Origin of the sequence: Paeniglutamicibacter gangotriensis Lz1y (assembly GCF_000348945.1) — a bacterium.
GTDB lineage: Bacteria > Actinomycetota > Actinomycetes > Actinomycetales > Micrococcaceae > Paeniglutamicibacter > Paeniglutamicibacter gangotriensis.
In genome coordinates this window covers 203789-217299 of record NZ_AOCK01000008.1, presented here as the reverse complement: position 1 = coordinate 217299, position 13511 = coordinate 203789, and the positions used below count along the sequence as shown (strand labels likewise).

Here is a 13511-nt window from a genome sequence, read left to right as displayed (position 1 = left end):
GGTGCAGCCACGACTTGGAATAGATATCGGCGGAACCGGGATTTCTGCGGTCGTCCTGGACGGCGACGGAATCATACGGGGCCGCGCTTCCACCACCACGCCCGCCGAGCACGGCGGGGATGCAATGGTTGCGGCCTGTTTGAAGGTCGCCGCGCTGGCCAGCAAGGATGCGGACTTGGTCCCAACGGCGGCCGGTGTCGGAGCGGCCGGCGTCATCGACGCCAAGGGCATGGTGCTGGCGGCCAGCGACTCTTTTGTCGGGTGGGAAGGCTATCCCCTCGGCCCACGGCTTAACGATGCGCTGGCCATGCCGGTGCAGGTGGGCAATGACGTTGCCGCCTTCGTGCTGGGCGAGCAGCAATTCGGTGCCGGGCGCGGCATCAAGAACTTCTTTGGCATTGCTCTAGGAACCGGAGTAGGAGGAGGGCTGGTCCTCAACTCCCGGCTGCACAACGGTGAAAATGGTGCGGCTGCAGAGATCGGCCACATCCCGGGTTTCGGAAAGCGCCATTGCACCTGCGGCCGCGTTGGACATCTAGAGACCATCGCTGCAGGACGCTCCATCTCTGCCCTGTACGCGCAGGAAACGGGCAATATGCACAACGCCAAAACCGTTGCCCAGCTGGCGCGTGATGGCGACGAAGTAGCCGCCCGGATTTTCGAACGGGCCGGGGAAGGCGTGGCCAAAGCTGCGTTAATGATCTCGGGAATCTTGGATATCTCCGCACTCGTGGTCGGCGGCGGGGTGGCTAGCGCCTGGGATCTGCTTCTCCCGGCGATGGAGGGCACGCTGCGGAGATCCCCGCCGATCTCCGGAATCCCCATCCGTGTCTTGCGCAGCGAGCTGGGTGGCCACGCGGTGGCTATCGGCGCTTCCCAGTTCATCAACGAGTTGTCCTGAATCTCTTGGATATTCGCCCGATTCGCCACTGAACTGAGTTGGCGAGCTATTGCTCGGTATCTGTGGGCAGGACCGGGACCGAAGAGGTGGGTTTGATGATCCTGGGCAGGAGGACCAGTAGGAACACCACAGCCGCCATCACCACCCCGCCAATGATCGAGCCAAGGACCCAACCGTAAAGGACCTGCACCACGAACCAGACGCACCCAGCCACCAGCACACCCACACCGAGAACCACCACCTTGGAGATGATATGGCCCATGTGCACGGTGGTGACCTTGACCCGTTGCCCAAAGAGATGCCGGTGCACGGCAACGGGAGTCACCAGCAGGACGATCAACAAGGCAGAGAACACTAGCAGGCCCAGGTATAAGATCCGTTCTGGGTGCTGAAGCCTGGTAAAACCGCTTTGGAAAGGAAGGACCACGAGGAATGCTGCCAAGATCTGTGCCCCGGTTTGCATCACCCGCAGCTCCTGCATGAGTTCGTTCCAGTTCCGGTCCAGGCGCTCTTCGACACTTTCGTTGCGACCGTTCATGGCGCTCCTTTCCGGTCGGAGCCGGCTGTCAGGGCAGGGTGCCAGACCGTTGGATTCGGTCCGTCTTTTCCTGATTCTCCCCTGCCTCTCTAACCTATCTAAGACGGGGTCCAATGGGCAGGAAAAATCAGGATCAGCACGAGCATTAGCCGGCGAACGAGTCTAAGCTGGCAAGATGAGCGCCCATCCATTCGACTTGCTGACCGTTGACCAACTGCGCCATAACGGCTCGTTGAAATGGACCGAATACCGTGATTCTCTGGGTGCTTGGGTGGCAGAAATGGACTTTGGCACGGCCCCCGGTGTCATTGCCGCGGCGCAGGAAACCCTAGCCAACGGTTTGATCGGTTACGCGCCTACGCAGCTGGTCCACGACATGCAGCAGGCCACTGCCGGGTGGCTGGATAACAGGTTCGCCTGGAAAATCGACCCCGAGCAGGTGCGTCCCCTGAATTCAGTGGCTACGGCATTGGATGCAGCGATCATGCACTTCTCACCACGGCACCGGCCCGATGCCCCGCTGGTGTTGCTCACCCCTGCCTATATGCCTTTTATCGCCGCGGCTTCCCGCTTTGGACGTGATTCCATCCAAGTGTCCATGCTGGCCACGGACACTGGTTGGGAGATCGAGTGGAGCGCGTTGAGACAGGCGTTGTCTGGAGGCGCATTGCTGGTTCTGGTCAATCCGCACAATCCCATTGGTAAGGTCTACACGGGCACGGAGCTGCTGCGCATTGCCGCACTCGTCGAGGCCACCGGATCGCGGGTGTTCGCCGACGAGGTCCACTCACCGCTGGTCTTTGACGGAGCCACACACATCCCCTATGCCACGGTTTCTCCGGCCGCCGCGGCGCATTCGATCACTGCCGTTGCCGCCACCAAGGCGTTCAATCTGCCCGGTTTGAAGTGCGCGCAGCTGATCCTGACCAACAACCTTGACCGAGCACTGTGGTCCAAGGTCGGCGAGATCCCGGAGCACGGTGCCGCAAACGTGGGTTTGGCGGCCACGACCGCGGCATACCGCACCGGCACTGGCTGGCTCGATTCGGTGATCAGCTACCTGGATGGTTCCCGGATGCTTTTGGCCGAGATCATCGGCGAGCATCTGCCGCAGGTGCGCTACACACCCCCGCAGGGCACGTATCTGGCGTGGCTGGATGTTTCTAGGCTGGTCTTGGAGCCCGGCCCCGCCCAGTTTTTCCTCAAGGAAGCCCAGGTTGCGTTGATCAACGGGAGTTCCTGCGGCAGCGGTGGCAGCGGATATGTCAGGCTGAACTTCGCCACCCCGCGCCCGGTGCTTGGCGGGATGATCCACCGTATGGGGGCGGCCGTTGATGGATGCGACAACAAGGACGCAAGCGATCCGGAGTTCGCGTTGTAGTCCACCTCCGGTCGCCCGACTGGCTGCCTAACCCGCTTGGACGTTGGCCAGCAGTTGCTCGAATGGCAGCGAGGTCATCTCATCGCGCGGGTTGGCGGTTTCGCTGATCCGTGGTGCGATCGATCGGGTGTCACCCAGGTCTTGGGTTCGTGCCGTCGATCCGTGGGATCCACCGATGGCCTGGGCCAGCTCGGTCCCGGCGCGCAGCTCACGTTCGGCCAGTGCTCCGTGGCCCTGGTCCGCTCCCCAGTCCTCGGGCGAGGCGAAGACCGAGGTGGGCATGATGCGCGCACGCAAGTAGGCGAAGATCGGGCGCATCGCGTAGTCGACCACCAGGTTGTGCCGCGGGCTTCCGCCGGTGGCGGCCAGCACCATCGGCTTGTCGTCGAGGGACTTGGGATCAAGCACATCGATGAAGGACTTGAAAAGTCCAGAGACGGACGCAGTGAATACCGGCGAGACAGCGATCAGTCCCGCCGCGCTCGATACGGTCTCGATCGCCTCGGCCAGGCGTGGCGGGGCATAGCCAGTGAGCAGGTTGTTGGTGATATCGGTGGCGTAGTCCCGCAGTTCCAGCACCGTCAGGTCCGCTTGGATTCCCATGGCTGCCAGTTCCCGCACTGTGGATTCGCCTAGTTGGCGCCCCAGCAGACCTGAAGTTGATGGCGTGCCCAGTCCGCCCGAGATGACGACGATGTTATGGCTCATGTTGTTTGGAGTCCCTTCAATGAATACATGTGTTTGCATGTAAAACCTTGAAGGATCGATTCTTATTCCCGGCAGGTCTCCGGCTGGGTGTCGACCGGTTCGGCGGCCGTGATCGGCACCGCGCAGACATCGCCAAAGCAGCGCCCGCGAATGGCGGAGACTGCCGAGTAAGCTGCCAGCGCTCCGGCGCCAAGGGCCGCAACCCATGCATCGGCCCACAACGAAACGGCCATGGCCGTCAGAACCACGGCAACAACGAACCAGATGATCCGCTCAAACATACGATTTTCCTCCGCGAACGTGAACGATTCCTGCAACATCGCACCCAAGCACCATCTCAGGATAGTCCGTCGTTCGGCGAAGTTACCTGTTGCGGCGTCGAGCGCGGCTGACCCACAGCACACCGGCGCCCACCACACCGATCACCATCCCGATCAACACCACGTAAAAACCCACCGAGTAGTAGCCGTTTGCGCTCGTGTCTGGGTTCAGGAAGGGGTAGGGATACCACGGCAGGTCGGTTCGCGGGTCCAGGACCAGGGCGCCACGTGCCAGGGTGTAACCGGCCCACAGAATCGGAAAGGCCACAATTCCCCACAGCGCAGTGGCCCCCAACGGCCGACGCCCCGGCGCAATCAACCAGTCCAGCACCAGAACGACAGGGCCAATGACGTGCAGGACTTCGTTTGACCACGGAACCGTCGCGCCCTGCGGCAGTTCGATGCCACGCAAGAGCAGGTTATAGACCACTCCCGTGGTCGCCATATAGGTGGTCGCCGCGGCCCTGACCAGGCTCCAGCCACGGGATTCATTGCTTCGGGAGAGGGTGAAGATTCCCACGAACAACACCAGAACCGCGACGACATTGGACTCGATGGTGAAAAACGAGAAGAAGTTTTGCGTGACGAAACCTACCTCGCCTTCACCCGAGGCCTCGTTATTGAGGCTGAGGCGCAATTGGGCAGCCACGGCTGCAGCAATGGCGATGCTTCCGCCAATGCGCAAGATGTAGGCCAAAACTCGTCTCATATTCGGTGCAGCTCCCTCAGGTATGTAGCTGCCCCAAAGCCTAGACGGTTCGGGTCCAGCAACAACGCCAAGACACTGTGGCACCTCGAGGGAAATCCTGCTGCCTTCCGGACAGAGGAGGGCTATCGTCCGCTGTATCGTCGGACGATAGCCCTCGTGGTTGGCCGCAGCGCCGGGCTACGGCGTCGGGTGCTTATGTTCGGTGTCGCCCAAGCCGAAGGCGTTGGGTCCGCCTATCAGGCGGAAGACTCCGAGAAGCATGAGCAAGGCGCCAATGATGAAACCAATCCATAGCGGACTCATCACGGTTCCCAACATTGCTCCACCGGTGATGATAAATAGCAAGAAGAACAGCGCCGTGGCGCCGCCGCCAACGATCAATCCGCGGGCGGGATGGCTTTTGTGAATCGTCAGCTTCACGACGGGCTTCTCTCGAGGTGCCGGAATATGTGCATCATGTGACATGAGTTTTCACTCCCTTTATGTTTTCCGGTTCAAATATTCGGTTTTGTCGTATCCGTTTGGCGTTCACTATTCGCTTCCGCGGACCTGACATAGCAGTTACGGCGACGATCAAGGTGACTACTTACCGGGGCTATCCCGCGTCAAAGCGGTTCTCGTCTCCCGCGCCCAATGGCTTGGGAGCATCGTTTCCGGAGCCGTCCGGCAGTTCCTGAACAGTTAACTTCGGCGACGAGAGATCTGCGGTGCCGGCCAGAGGACCGGACTGGGTTTTAGGGTCGTTGCGCATCACACGCTCCTTGGCATGACGTGGGCAAGTGCGATGACTCTCGGGAACAAGTAGGCCATCGAGGCGGACCGCAGATGCTGTGCGAGGCAATCAGCCATCCTCGCCAATGAGCAATCGAAGGTGCTCGATGCGGCAGCCAGCTGCGGCGCACCCACGGCGTCTAAGCCATCGGCTCCGAGTCATTCGCAGGATTCATATGCAGTCCTCGCGTTCCCTATATAGCGGTCACCTTGAGGGTTTTTAGCCATGCGACCTACGTCCGACGCTACGCTGTTATTCTCCACGTTTCTAGAGCTGCGGACCCTGAGGCTTCCCGCATCAGCTGGGAATGGCAATGCGCCGACTACTACTGAACAGTGAAATCAACCCGGTGCCAACCGCTGGATCCGTCGGGTGCCGGTGGCGCATGCTCTGCGGTTTGCACCTCTCCGTTTCCATCGACGGCACGCACGGTAACGGAGTGTTCCCCTCCCGGGGCACCTTCCCAGAGATAGCGCCATTGCCTCCAGGTATCCACCGATGCCTCGGCCCCCAGTTCCGCATCGGCCCATTCTCCGTCATCGATCTGGACTTGGACCTTGGAGATGCCACGGGTCTGCGCCCACGCGGTTCCGCCCATGACCACCTCGCCGGCGGGCACCTTGGCCTGTTCGCGCGGGACATCCACCCGAGAGGCCAGTTTGATGGGGCCGTGGTCGGACCAGCCGCGCGTGCTCCAATAGGCGACCTTGTCCGCGAATCGGGTGACCTCGATGTCCACGACCCACTTGGTCGCCGAGACGTAGCCATACAGTCCGGGGACGACCATCCGCACCGGGAAGCCATGCTGCAGCGGCAAAGGTTCCCTGTTCATGCCCACCGCCAACAATGCCATGCGCCCATCGGTGAGCACCTCAAGCGGTGTGGAGGCGGTGAACCCGTCGCTGGAGGTGGAAAAGACCATGTCGGCATCTGCGGTAGGGCCTGCCCTTTCGAGCAGCAGTCCCAACGGGTAGCCCAGCCATTTGGCTGTCCCCACCAATGGTCCTCCGACGGGGTTTGAGACGCAGGTGAGTGTCACGTAGCTTTCCACCAGGTCTGCGGCCAGCAGCTCGTCGAAGCTCATGGTGAATTCATGCTCGACCATGCCGTGCACGCGCAAGGACCACTGCGCGGGGTTTACCCGGGGCACCGACAGTGCGGTGTCGATCCGGTAGAAGTCCTCATTCGGAGTGATGAAGGGCTCCAGGCCAGCCACATCTAATTGTGTCCCAGGGTCCAGCGGCTTGACCGGCGTCTTGGCTGCGGGCAGCTGAAGTGCCTCGCGGAGCGCTTTGGTGGCATTTCGGGTGGCCGAAAGTGCTTGGCCCGCACCAGCGGCCACTCCCGCGGCGACCACCATCAGCACTGAGCCGCGCAGGAACGCCCGTCGGGTGAGATCGTCGGCAGCGGACTCAGTCGCGACGGCGGCCTTGCGCACCAACCACTTCAACACCAGCAGGGACAGGACGGTACCCACGACGACCGGGACCACATCCGCCGGACCCGATTCGGCCCGTGAAACCACTGCCCAGCCCATGGCAATGCCCAAGGCCACGATGCAAGCGATCGCCGAGGCCTGGCTGCTTCGCGCCAGTAGGCCGACAAAGATTGCCACCACGGCGGCAACCACACCCAGAGACAGGTAGAGCACGAGCTTGTCGTTTGTTCCGAACCACGCGATGACCGTGTCCTTAAGCCATGGCGGGGTCATATCGATGAAGGCCGATCCCATGGCTGTTAGTGGAGAGGAAGATGCGGAAAAGAAGGCCGAAAGCAGGTGTGCCACCGCAAACAGGGCCGTTGCCGCCGCGAACCCGGCGAATCCGAACATTGCGAGGCCACGGTTCGTTGCGGCCCTGTGGTGTTCCATCGGTTCCCTCACCCCGTCCATGGTATTTTCGGCCCTGTTGGCAAACGTGGGACCTGGACTGAGCCTTTCGAACGCTACCACCCTGCATTTCGGTGAACAGCCAGGGGATCGGGTGGTCTAGTGGCGCCCTGGTGCAAGAAATGGAGGAAGCGGAGAAGATGTCTGTTTCTTCTCCGCTTCCGAGGCAAAAACTCCAATCATCAAGTTGCTCAGTGTTTCTTGATGTGGGTGACCTGCTCGGTCTCCATCGTCGGTGCGTTCTTTGAGCGCTTCTCTGCGCGACGCGCCTTGATCGACTTTCCGGCAGGCTTCTTGTGTTCATATTTGTGTGGTGATTTGTCTGGCATCAATTACCTCTCACCCTGGGGCGGGGATCACTTATGACCTTTATTGGTCTCCCGGAACCGAGACTACTCCGCCGAAACGCCGGAATCCAGCGTTTTTTCAAAGTCGTTTGGTCCCCACGGCTTGACCACACCCTTTACCGCGAGGGCGAGGGGCCATAAGCTCGACACTATGCCGGTGATGATGAGAACCATCCAAACAGCACTCCCGCCCACTATCCTCTATCAGGACAAGGCCAGGGACGTCTTTGGTGCTCAACCCGGTCTGACGCGCTTGGGCCAGCGCCTGATCAACACCTCGTTCGACTCCGCCCAGATTTCCACCCGGCACACCGCCGTCACCGAGTTCACCACCGAAACGGTGGCCGAGGACCCGCTGTTCTTTGACGCTGGCTCCGGGCTGTTGTTGCGGCCCAGCACCAAGGAACGCAACCAGGTTTTTGTTGCCACCGCACCCGGTCTCTACATCGAATCGGCACAAAAAGCCCTCGATGCGTGCCCTGATCTGGGTCCCGGGGACGTCACCCACGTGATTACCGTGTCCTGCACCGGCTTCTACAACCCCGGACCCGACTACCAGCTGGTCAGGGCACTGGGGCTGAACCCCGCCACGCAGCGCTACCATCTGGGGTTCATGGGCTGCTATGCCGCTTTCCCTGCGCTGCGGGCGGCCAAGAGTTTCTGCGAAGCGGACCCCGAGGCCGTGGTGCTGGTGGTTTCCGCCGAGCTGTGCTCAATCCACGTGCGCAGCTCAAACGACCCGGACACCATCATGGGTTCGGCACTCTTTGCCGACGGGGCCGCGGCCGCCATCGTCACCGCCAGGGAATTCGATGGGCCGGGAATGCGCCTTGACTACTTCGAGACCGTGCTGACCCCGGTCGGCGAGGAAGCCATGGCCTGGAACATCGGTGACGAGGGCTTTGAAATGGTTCTGGGAACCTACGTCCCGCACATCATCGACGAGCACATCATCGGAGCGCTGGAACCCCTGCTGGCCCGCGATGAAACCCTCGACCGGCACTATGCCGACATCCCACACTGGGGCATCCACCCCGGGGGACGTGCCATCCTCGACCGCGTGCAGAAACGCCTCGAACTGGGCGAGGACCAGTTGCTGCCCGCCCGCCGGATCCTGAACGACTACGGCAACATGTCCAGTGCCACGGTGCTGTTCGTGCTCAAGGACATTATGGATTCCAACCTCACGAGGGAATCAGCCACCGGAGAGCGCGTCTGTTCGATGGCCTTTGGTCCCGGCCTCACGGTGGAAACCGCGCTGATGACCTTGGTGTCCGGGAGAACCGGCTGACCCATCATGCAACGAGATATCAGCGCAGTCGAGGAAATGGACAGGCCCGGGGCCGACCCGGTGCTGCTCGAGCGCACGTATGCGCTTTTCCCGCTGGTGAACCGGTGCGTCTCGGGGTGGCGGGGCGTCTATGTGAAACTCATCCGGCCGGCCCTGCCGCGCCATACCACCGGCACGATCTTGGACATCGGATGCGGCGGCGGGGATATCGCCTTGGCGTTGCTGCGCTGGGCGCGGGCTGACGGCTACAACGTCAAGGTGTTGGGGATCGATCCCGATCCTCGTGCGCACAGCTTCGCCACCCGCGCCGCCGAGGCCGCCGGGATCGGGCGCAGCCAGCTGGAGTTCAGAAAGGCCACCAGCACGGATTTGGTCACCGCGGGGAAAATATTTGATGTGGTGCTCTCCAACCACGTGCTGCACCACCTGGATCCGGCCGAGCTGGCCGACGTCCTGGCCGACAGCCAGGTTTTGGCACGCGTACTGGCGATCCACAGCGATATCAGGCGTCGGCGCTCGGCACTGTGGTTCTTCGGGGCCGCCACCTTGCCGCTGGCCGCCACATCCTTCATCCGGCGTGACGGGCTGACCTCGATCAGGCGCAGCCACAGCTTGACGGAGCTTGCCCGCGCGGTGCCTGTCGGATGGCACGTCCTATCCCCCGGCAGGTACAGGAACCTGGCGATCTGGCGGCCCGAAGTCCGGATCGATCCATGATCGACGCGATCATCATTGGCGGTGGGCCCAGCGGACTGGCCCTGGCCATCCTGTTGACCCAGGCCGGGCACGGTGTGCGAGTCCTGGAACACCGGCAGTCCATCGGTGAGCATTCCCGGGCCATCGGGATCCATCCCCCGGGGGTGGCGGTGCTGGAGAGACTCGGTATCGGGGAGGCCGCGGTGGACGAGGGGGTGAAGATCGGCCGAGGTGTCGGATTATCCCGGGGACGGATCGTGGCCGAATTATCGTTCGCAGCGATTCCGGCCCAACACCGCTTTGTGCTCTCCCTGCCGCAGAACCACACCGTCGCGCTGTTGCGGTGCCGGCTGCATGCCCTTGACCCCACCGCCCTGCAGACGGGCACCACCTACCTGTCGAGCACATCGCGCCCGGGGTCGGTGACGGCGAGCCTCAGGGACGCCCGGGGCAACGAGAACTCGTTGGAGGCCAGGTTCCTGATCGGGGCCGATGGCACACGCTCAGCGGTCCGCCGCGGAACTGGGATCGGGGTCAGCGCACGGGAACTGCCCGATGAATATCTCATGGGCGACTATCCCGAATCCACCGACTTCGGGTCGATTGCCGCGCTCTTCCTCCATGGTGAGGGGATCACCGAGTCCTTCCCGCTGCCGGGGAACAAACGGCGTTGGGTGTCCTGGACGGCACCATCCGAGGACAGGACTCTTGTGGAGCTGATTGAACACCGCACCGGGCACCGGGTGGATGGGAGCCGAAACTCCATGCTCAGCAGCTTCGGAGCCAGGAATCTTGCGGTGTCGTCCATGGCCCACGGGAATCTGGTGCTCATCGGCGATGCGGCCCACGAGGTCAGTCCCATCGGGGGCCAAGGCATGACGCTCGGCCTGCTTGATGCAGCGGAATTGGCGCCGATCCTTGATGCGGCGCTCGCCGGCCGACTCACCGGTCAGGGCCTTGCCGAACAACTGGGCTGCTATTCAACCCGGAGGCTGGCCGCGGCCCGGCGCGCGGGCCGACAGGCCCACGTGAACATGATGTTGGGCCGTCCCTTGTGGGGCCCTGCCGGCCATGCCCGCGATGCCTTGGCCCGGACGGTGTTTGCCTCGGACAAGTTTTCTTTGGCGGTGGCAGCCACATTCAGCATGACCGGCGGGCCGAATGCCCGGAGGTGAGCGGATACCTTCCCGGATCGACGGCTTGGCGATGCGGGGAACACCGGTCCTTGTTCCCCGCATCGTTCCGCCGGTGCCTGCTACCCGTTGAACGCGAAGCGGGTCTGCAGCTTGTCCGCTGTGCGGTCCGGATTCAACAGCAGCACGCAGATGATGCCCACCACGATCAGGTAGATGCCGATCATCGCGAAGGAGGAGTTCATGCCCTGGGCCAGCAGCGAAGCCATCTCGGCGCTGTCGCGCACGCCCTTGGGGCCCGGGACGTAGCCGGCGCGGTCCATGAGCGTGCCCACCATGGCCGGGGCAATGACCCCGCCGATGGACGCGAACCCGGTCAACGTCGCCATAATGGCCGCGCGCTGCTTCGAGCACACGCAGAAGGCAATGGCGGTGGGCGCCAGTGGGTAGATCATCGCCAGCCCCGCCCCCAGGGTCAACGCCGTCACGGCGGCGTAACCATGCAATTGCGGCAGCACGGTGAAGCAGATCCCCGAGGCCAACAGCGAGACCCCGAACAGCGCGCCCATGGCCCAGCGCACGGTGACTCCGCGGCGCATCAACAGCCGCGAGGCGTAGCCGAGCACCAGCAATGCCAAAGCACCGATGACCCACGGGAAGGTCGAGACCAAGCCGATCATTTCCGGGGACAGCGCCACCACGGAGCCAAGGTATTTCGGCGACCAGGTGGTCAGGAAGCCCTGGGCCCAGAAGCAGCCGGCGCCGGCCAGCACCGCGGCCACGAACATCTTCGATCCCAGCACCCGGCGAATGGGCACGATCTTGAGCAGGTCGGCGCGTTCGGTGATACTGCCCGAGCGCATACTTGCGTCAGGTGCCTTCGGCTGCAGCACCTCGCGCTGCGCGAGCGTGGAATCGGTATCGGGCGCTGGCTCCGCACCGGCCGGCTTCTTCGCGGTGTGGGAGTATGGCCCGTCGCGGCCCAGCAGGAACCACAAGACGGACCAAGCTAGCCCGGCGAAGCCCAGGAAACCGAAGGCCCAGCGCCAGCCGAGGTCTGGATGGGCGATGATTCCGGCGAGGATCGGGGCCGCGATAATGGGTCCGAGCGTGGAACCCACGGCAATGATGCTGGAGGGGAATCCGCGCTCCTTGGCCGGGAACCAGCCGTGGACGTGCTGCAGGGAGATGGGTGTCGCCGGGCCCTCCGCCCCACCCAGCAGGATGCGGGTCACCAGCAGCACCGCGGCGCCACCGCCGAAGAGCATCGGGAATTGCAGCACGGCCCAGCTGATGCCCATGGTCAACAGAATCCAGCGGGTGGGGACCTTGCCGGCCAGGAAGCCCACGGCGACCGCAGCAATGGCGAAGAGGAAGAAGAACGCGCTGCCGATGAAGCCGAATTCGCCGGCGGTCAACCCGAGGTCCTTCATCGCCGGATCGGCCACCAGGCCCAGCACCGCTTTGTCGGCGAAGTTAATGATCTGGAAGATGACCAGCAGGAACGTGACAACCCAGGCCCGGCGGTTCATCCTGCCGTGCTTAACGGCCGCGCGCAGGGTATGTGGCGGGATTTGCTCTGAGGTGCTCATGCGTTCGCTCCCACGATTTGGTCTACCACGGTTTCCAAGGGTCCGGAATTATTTCCCCGGGGGTAAAAGACGTCGTTGTCTTCGGCAATGTGTACGGTGCCGGCGAAGTCGCGACGCACCGCCGTCTCCATGGCCGCCAGGTCGGCGGTGCCGGGGGTATTGGGCACGATGTGGTGCAGCACCAGGGTCTTGACCCCCGCGGCGGCGGCGACCTTGCCGACGTCGGCGAAGGGCGTGTGCGATTCGCGCAGGTGCACCTCGATGCCGTCGCGCGTGGGCCCGTCGGGGAAGGTCGCCAGGATCGAGGGCAGGTCGATGACTTCGTGCAGCAGCAGGTCGGCGCCCTTGGCAAGTTTGATGCAGTTCTCCGAATAAGCGGTATCGCCGGAAATGACCACCGAGCCGTAGCGCGATTCGATGCGGAAGCCGAAGGCCGGGAAACAGAGGCGATGGTCGACCAGAATGGCCGATACGACTACCAATTCGTCGCGGTAGATCTCGAAGGGTTCCATGTCCGGGTGCCTGTTGGCCACCGGGTCGGCACCTGCAGTCGAGGGAATCTCGATGTCATGGGCACGTACCCATTCATGCGGTTCCCCGCGCCCCTCGTCGGCCATGCGAATGGCGATGTCGGAAGCGAAGACCGTATCGAGCAGCGCGTCGACGATTTGCGTGGTGCTGGTCATTTCCCGCGTACCCACCCGGGCGTCGATTTCCCTGGCATGCGCTTCGTCCAAGGCTGGGATACGCGCGGGCCGACCCGGCCCGAAGACTTCGATGGGTGCCGCGAAGGATTCGCCGGGCACCTGCCAGCCGGTGACCAGAAAGGAACCGAGGTCGTAGATGTGGTCTGAGTGGTGATGCGTCAGGAAGATGCCGCGCAGCTGGCCCCATTCGCAGTGTGAACGGTAGTTGCGGATGCTGCCCATGCCGGCGTCGAAGACGTAGGTGGCATCGTCGACCCGCACCGCGGTGCTGGTGCCGGCCCTGGAGCTGGAAACGATCGGTCCGCCTCCTGTTCCCAGGGTATGCACACTCATTCCGTTGAATTTCTTGCTGCTCACGCTGGTGCCTCGCTTCATCGGTGAAGGGCAGTCGGATGGTTGCCCGGGGCTTTGTGGGTTTCGCACGCCCCGGCAAGTTGTCCTTGCCACGGCCCACTCCCCAAAGCGTGATCCACATCATATGCAGTGAAACTTGCGATCGCAATACCTATTGCACACTTGGGTGGTCCT

At 62.9% G+C, this 13511-nt stretch carries 15 protein-coding genes; 5 read left to right on the top strand and 10 right to left on the bottom strand.

All coding sequences use genetic code 11. From position 1 onward, the window contains the following. The first annotated feature begins 1 nt into the window (after position 1). On the top strand, positions 2-901 hold the full coding sequence (locus ADIAG_RS14065) for an ROK family protein (protein WP_007272059.1): 900 nt from the start codon (positions 2-4) through the stop codon (positions 899-901). Positions 902-947: 46 nt separating this feature from the next. On the opposite strand, the gene ADIAG_RS14060 is transcribed toward ADIAG_RS14065, so the two are convergent. Beyond that, positions 948-1439: a DUF6328 family protein gene (locus tag ADIAG_RS14060; protein ID WP_007272058.1), complete on the bottom strand. Its 492-nt coding sequence runs from the start codon at positions 1437-1439 to the stop codon at positions 948-950. Between the two features lie 175 nt (positions 1440-1614). Between ADIAG_RS14060 and ADIAG_RS14055 the strand changes: the two genes are divergently transcribed. Beyond that, positions 1615-2820 (top strand): MalY/PatB family protein, encoded by a 1206-nt coding sequence (locus ADIAG_RS14055; RefSeq protein ID WP_007272057.1) that lies wholly within the window; start codon positions 1615-1617, stop codon positions 2818-2820. A 27-nt stretch (positions 2821-2847) separates the two neighbouring features. Here the strand turns inward: ADIAG_RS14055 and ADIAG_RS14050 are convergent, their stop codons facing one another. The 7 genes from ADIAG_RS14050 to ADIAG_RS21890 all read right to left on the bottom strand — a co-directional run bounded on the left by ADIAG_RS14050 (position 2848) and on the right by ADIAG_RS21890 (position 7546). Next, positions 2848-3528 carry a CE1759 family FMN reductase gene (locus ADIAG_RS14050; RefSeq protein ID WP_007272056.1) on the bottom strand — a complete coding sequence of 227 codons (681 nt, stop codon included), beginning with the start codon at positions 3526-3528 and terminating at the stop codon, positions 2848-2850. A 62-nt stretch (positions 3529-3590) separates the two neighbouring features. After that, positions 3591-3809 (bottom strand): hypothetical protein, encoded by a 219-nt coding sequence (locus ADIAG_RS14045; RefSeq protein ID WP_043475077.1) that lies wholly within the window; start codon positions 3807-3809, stop codon positions 3591-3593. An 82-nt stretch (positions 3810-3891) separates the two neighbouring features. Continuing rightward, positions 3892-4557 (bottom strand): Pr6Pr family membrane protein, encoded by a 666-nt coding sequence (locus ADIAG_RS14040; protein ID WP_007272054.1) that lies wholly within the window; start codon positions 4555-4557, stop codon positions 3892-3894. A 177-nt stretch (positions 4558-4734) separates the two neighbouring features. Further along, positions 4735-4977: a hypothetical protein gene (locus ADIAG_RS14035; protein WP_043475075.1), complete on the bottom strand. Its 243-nt coding sequence runs from the start codon at positions 4975-4977 to the stop codon at positions 4735-4737. A gap of 175 nt (positions 4978-5152) precedes the next feature. Then, positions 5153-5308, bottom strand: coding sequence for a hypothetical protein (locus tag ADIAG_RS21640; protein ID WP_007272052.1), 156 nt, complete (start codon positions 5306-5308; stop codon positions 5153-5155). 346 nt (positions 5309-5654) lie between these two features. Continuing rightward, positions 5655-7199: a molybdopterin-dependent oxidoreductase gene (locus ADIAG_RS14030; RefSeq protein WP_043475072.1), complete on the bottom strand. Its 1545-nt coding sequence runs from the start codon at positions 7197-7199 to the stop codon at positions 5655-5657. A gap of 209 nt (positions 7200-7408) precedes the next feature. Further along, complete coding sequence (locus ADIAG_RS21890; RefSeq protein ID WP_007272050.1) at positions 7409-7546, bottom strand: hypothetical protein; 138 nt, start codon at positions 7544-7546, stop codon at positions 7409-7411. A 169-nt stretch (positions 7547-7715) separates the two neighbouring features. Here ADIAG_RS21890 and ADIAG_RS14025 point away from each other — a divergent pair, with 169 nt between their 5' ends. From ADIAG_RS14025 to ADIAG_RS14015, 3 genes are read left to right on the top strand one after another with little or no spacing between them, the layout of a single operon-like run. Next, a complete protein-coding gene (locus ADIAG_RS14025) occupies positions 7716-8855 on the top strand; it encodes a type III polyketide synthase (RefSeq protein ID WP_007272049.1) in 1140 nt (379 codons plus the stop codon). Positions 8856-8861: 6 nt separating this feature from the next. Then, a complete protein-coding gene (locus ADIAG_RS14020; RefSeq protein WP_007272048.1) occupies positions 8862-9572 on the top strand; it encodes a methyltransferase domain-containing protein in 711 nt (236 codons plus the stop codon). Further along, positions 9569-10726: an FAD-dependent oxidoreductase gene (locus ADIAG_RS14015; protein ID WP_007272047.1), complete on the top strand. Its 1158-nt coding sequence runs from the start codon at positions 9569-9571 to the stop codon at positions 10724-10726. Before ADIAG_RS14020 ends, ADIAG_RS14015 begins: the two co-directional genes overlap by 4 nt. 80 nt (positions 10727-10806) lie before the next feature. On the opposite strand, the gene ADIAG_RS14010 is transcribed toward ADIAG_RS14015, so the two are convergent. Next, positions 10807-12276 carry an MFS transporter gene (locus ADIAG_RS14010; RefSeq protein ID WP_007272046.1) on the bottom strand — a complete coding sequence of 490 codons (1470 nt, stop codon included), beginning with the start codon at positions 12274-12276 and terminating at the stop codon, positions 10807-10809. Then, entirely contained in the window at positions 12273-13340 is a 1068-nt protein-coding gene (locus tag ADIAG_RS14005) for an MBL fold metallo-hydrolase (protein WP_007272045.1), read from the bottom strand. Before ADIAG_RS14005 ends, ADIAG_RS14010 begins: the two co-directional genes overlap by 4 nt. Positions 13341-13511 lie beyond the last annotated feature (171 nt).

Bases quoted from the DNA above. Each gene is read 5' to 3' on its own strand.
- ADIAG_RS21640 (WP_007272052.1), bottom strand. From the start codon at position 5,308: ATGCGCAACGACCCTAAAACCCAGTCCGGTCCTCTGGCCGGCACCGCA.
- ADIAG_RS14040 (WP_007272054.1), bottom strand. From the start codon at position 4,557: ATGAGACGAGTTTTGGCCTACATCTTGCGCATTGGCGGAAGCATCGCC.
- ADIAG_RS14045 (WP_043475077.1), bottom strand. From the start codon at position 3,809: ATGTTTGAGCGGATCATCTGGTTCGTTGTTGCCGTGGTTCTGACGGCC.
- ADIAG_RS21890 (WP_007272050.1), bottom strand. From the start codon at position 7,546: ATGCCAGACAAATCACCACACAAATATGAACACAAGAAGCCTGCCGGA.
- ADIAG_RS14030 (WP_043475072.1), bottom strand. From the start codon at position 7,199: ATGGAACACCACAGGGCCGCAACGAACCGTGGCCTCGCAATGTTCGGA.
- ADIAG_RS14015 (WP_007272047.1), top strand. From the start codon at position 9,569: ATGATCGACGCGATCATCATTGGCGGTGGGCCCAGCGGACTGGCCCTG.
- ADIAG_RS14050 (WP_007272056.1), bottom strand. From the start codon at position 3,528: ATGAGCCATAACATCGTCGTCATCTCGGGCGGACTGGGCACGCCATCA.
- ADIAG_RS14055 (WP_007272057.1), top strand. From the start codon at position 1,615: ATGAGCGCCCATCCATTCGACTTGCTGACCGTTGACCAACTGCGCCAT.
- ADIAG_RS14060 (WP_007272058.1), bottom strand. From the start codon at position 1,439: ATGAACGGTCGCAACGAAAGTGTCGAAGAGCGCCTGGACCGGAACTGG.
- ADIAG_RS14025 (WP_007272049.1), top strand. From the start codon at position 7,716: ATGCCGGTGATGATGAGAACCATCCAAACAGCACTCCCGCCCACTATC.
- ADIAG_RS14010 (WP_007272046.1), bottom strand. From the start codon at position 12,276: ATGAGCACCTCAGAGCAAATCCCGCCACATACCCTGCGCGCGGCCGTT.
- ADIAG_RS14020 (WP_007272048.1), top strand. From the start codon at position 8,862: ATGCAACGAGATATCAGCGCAGTCGAGGAAATGGACAGGCCCGGGGCC.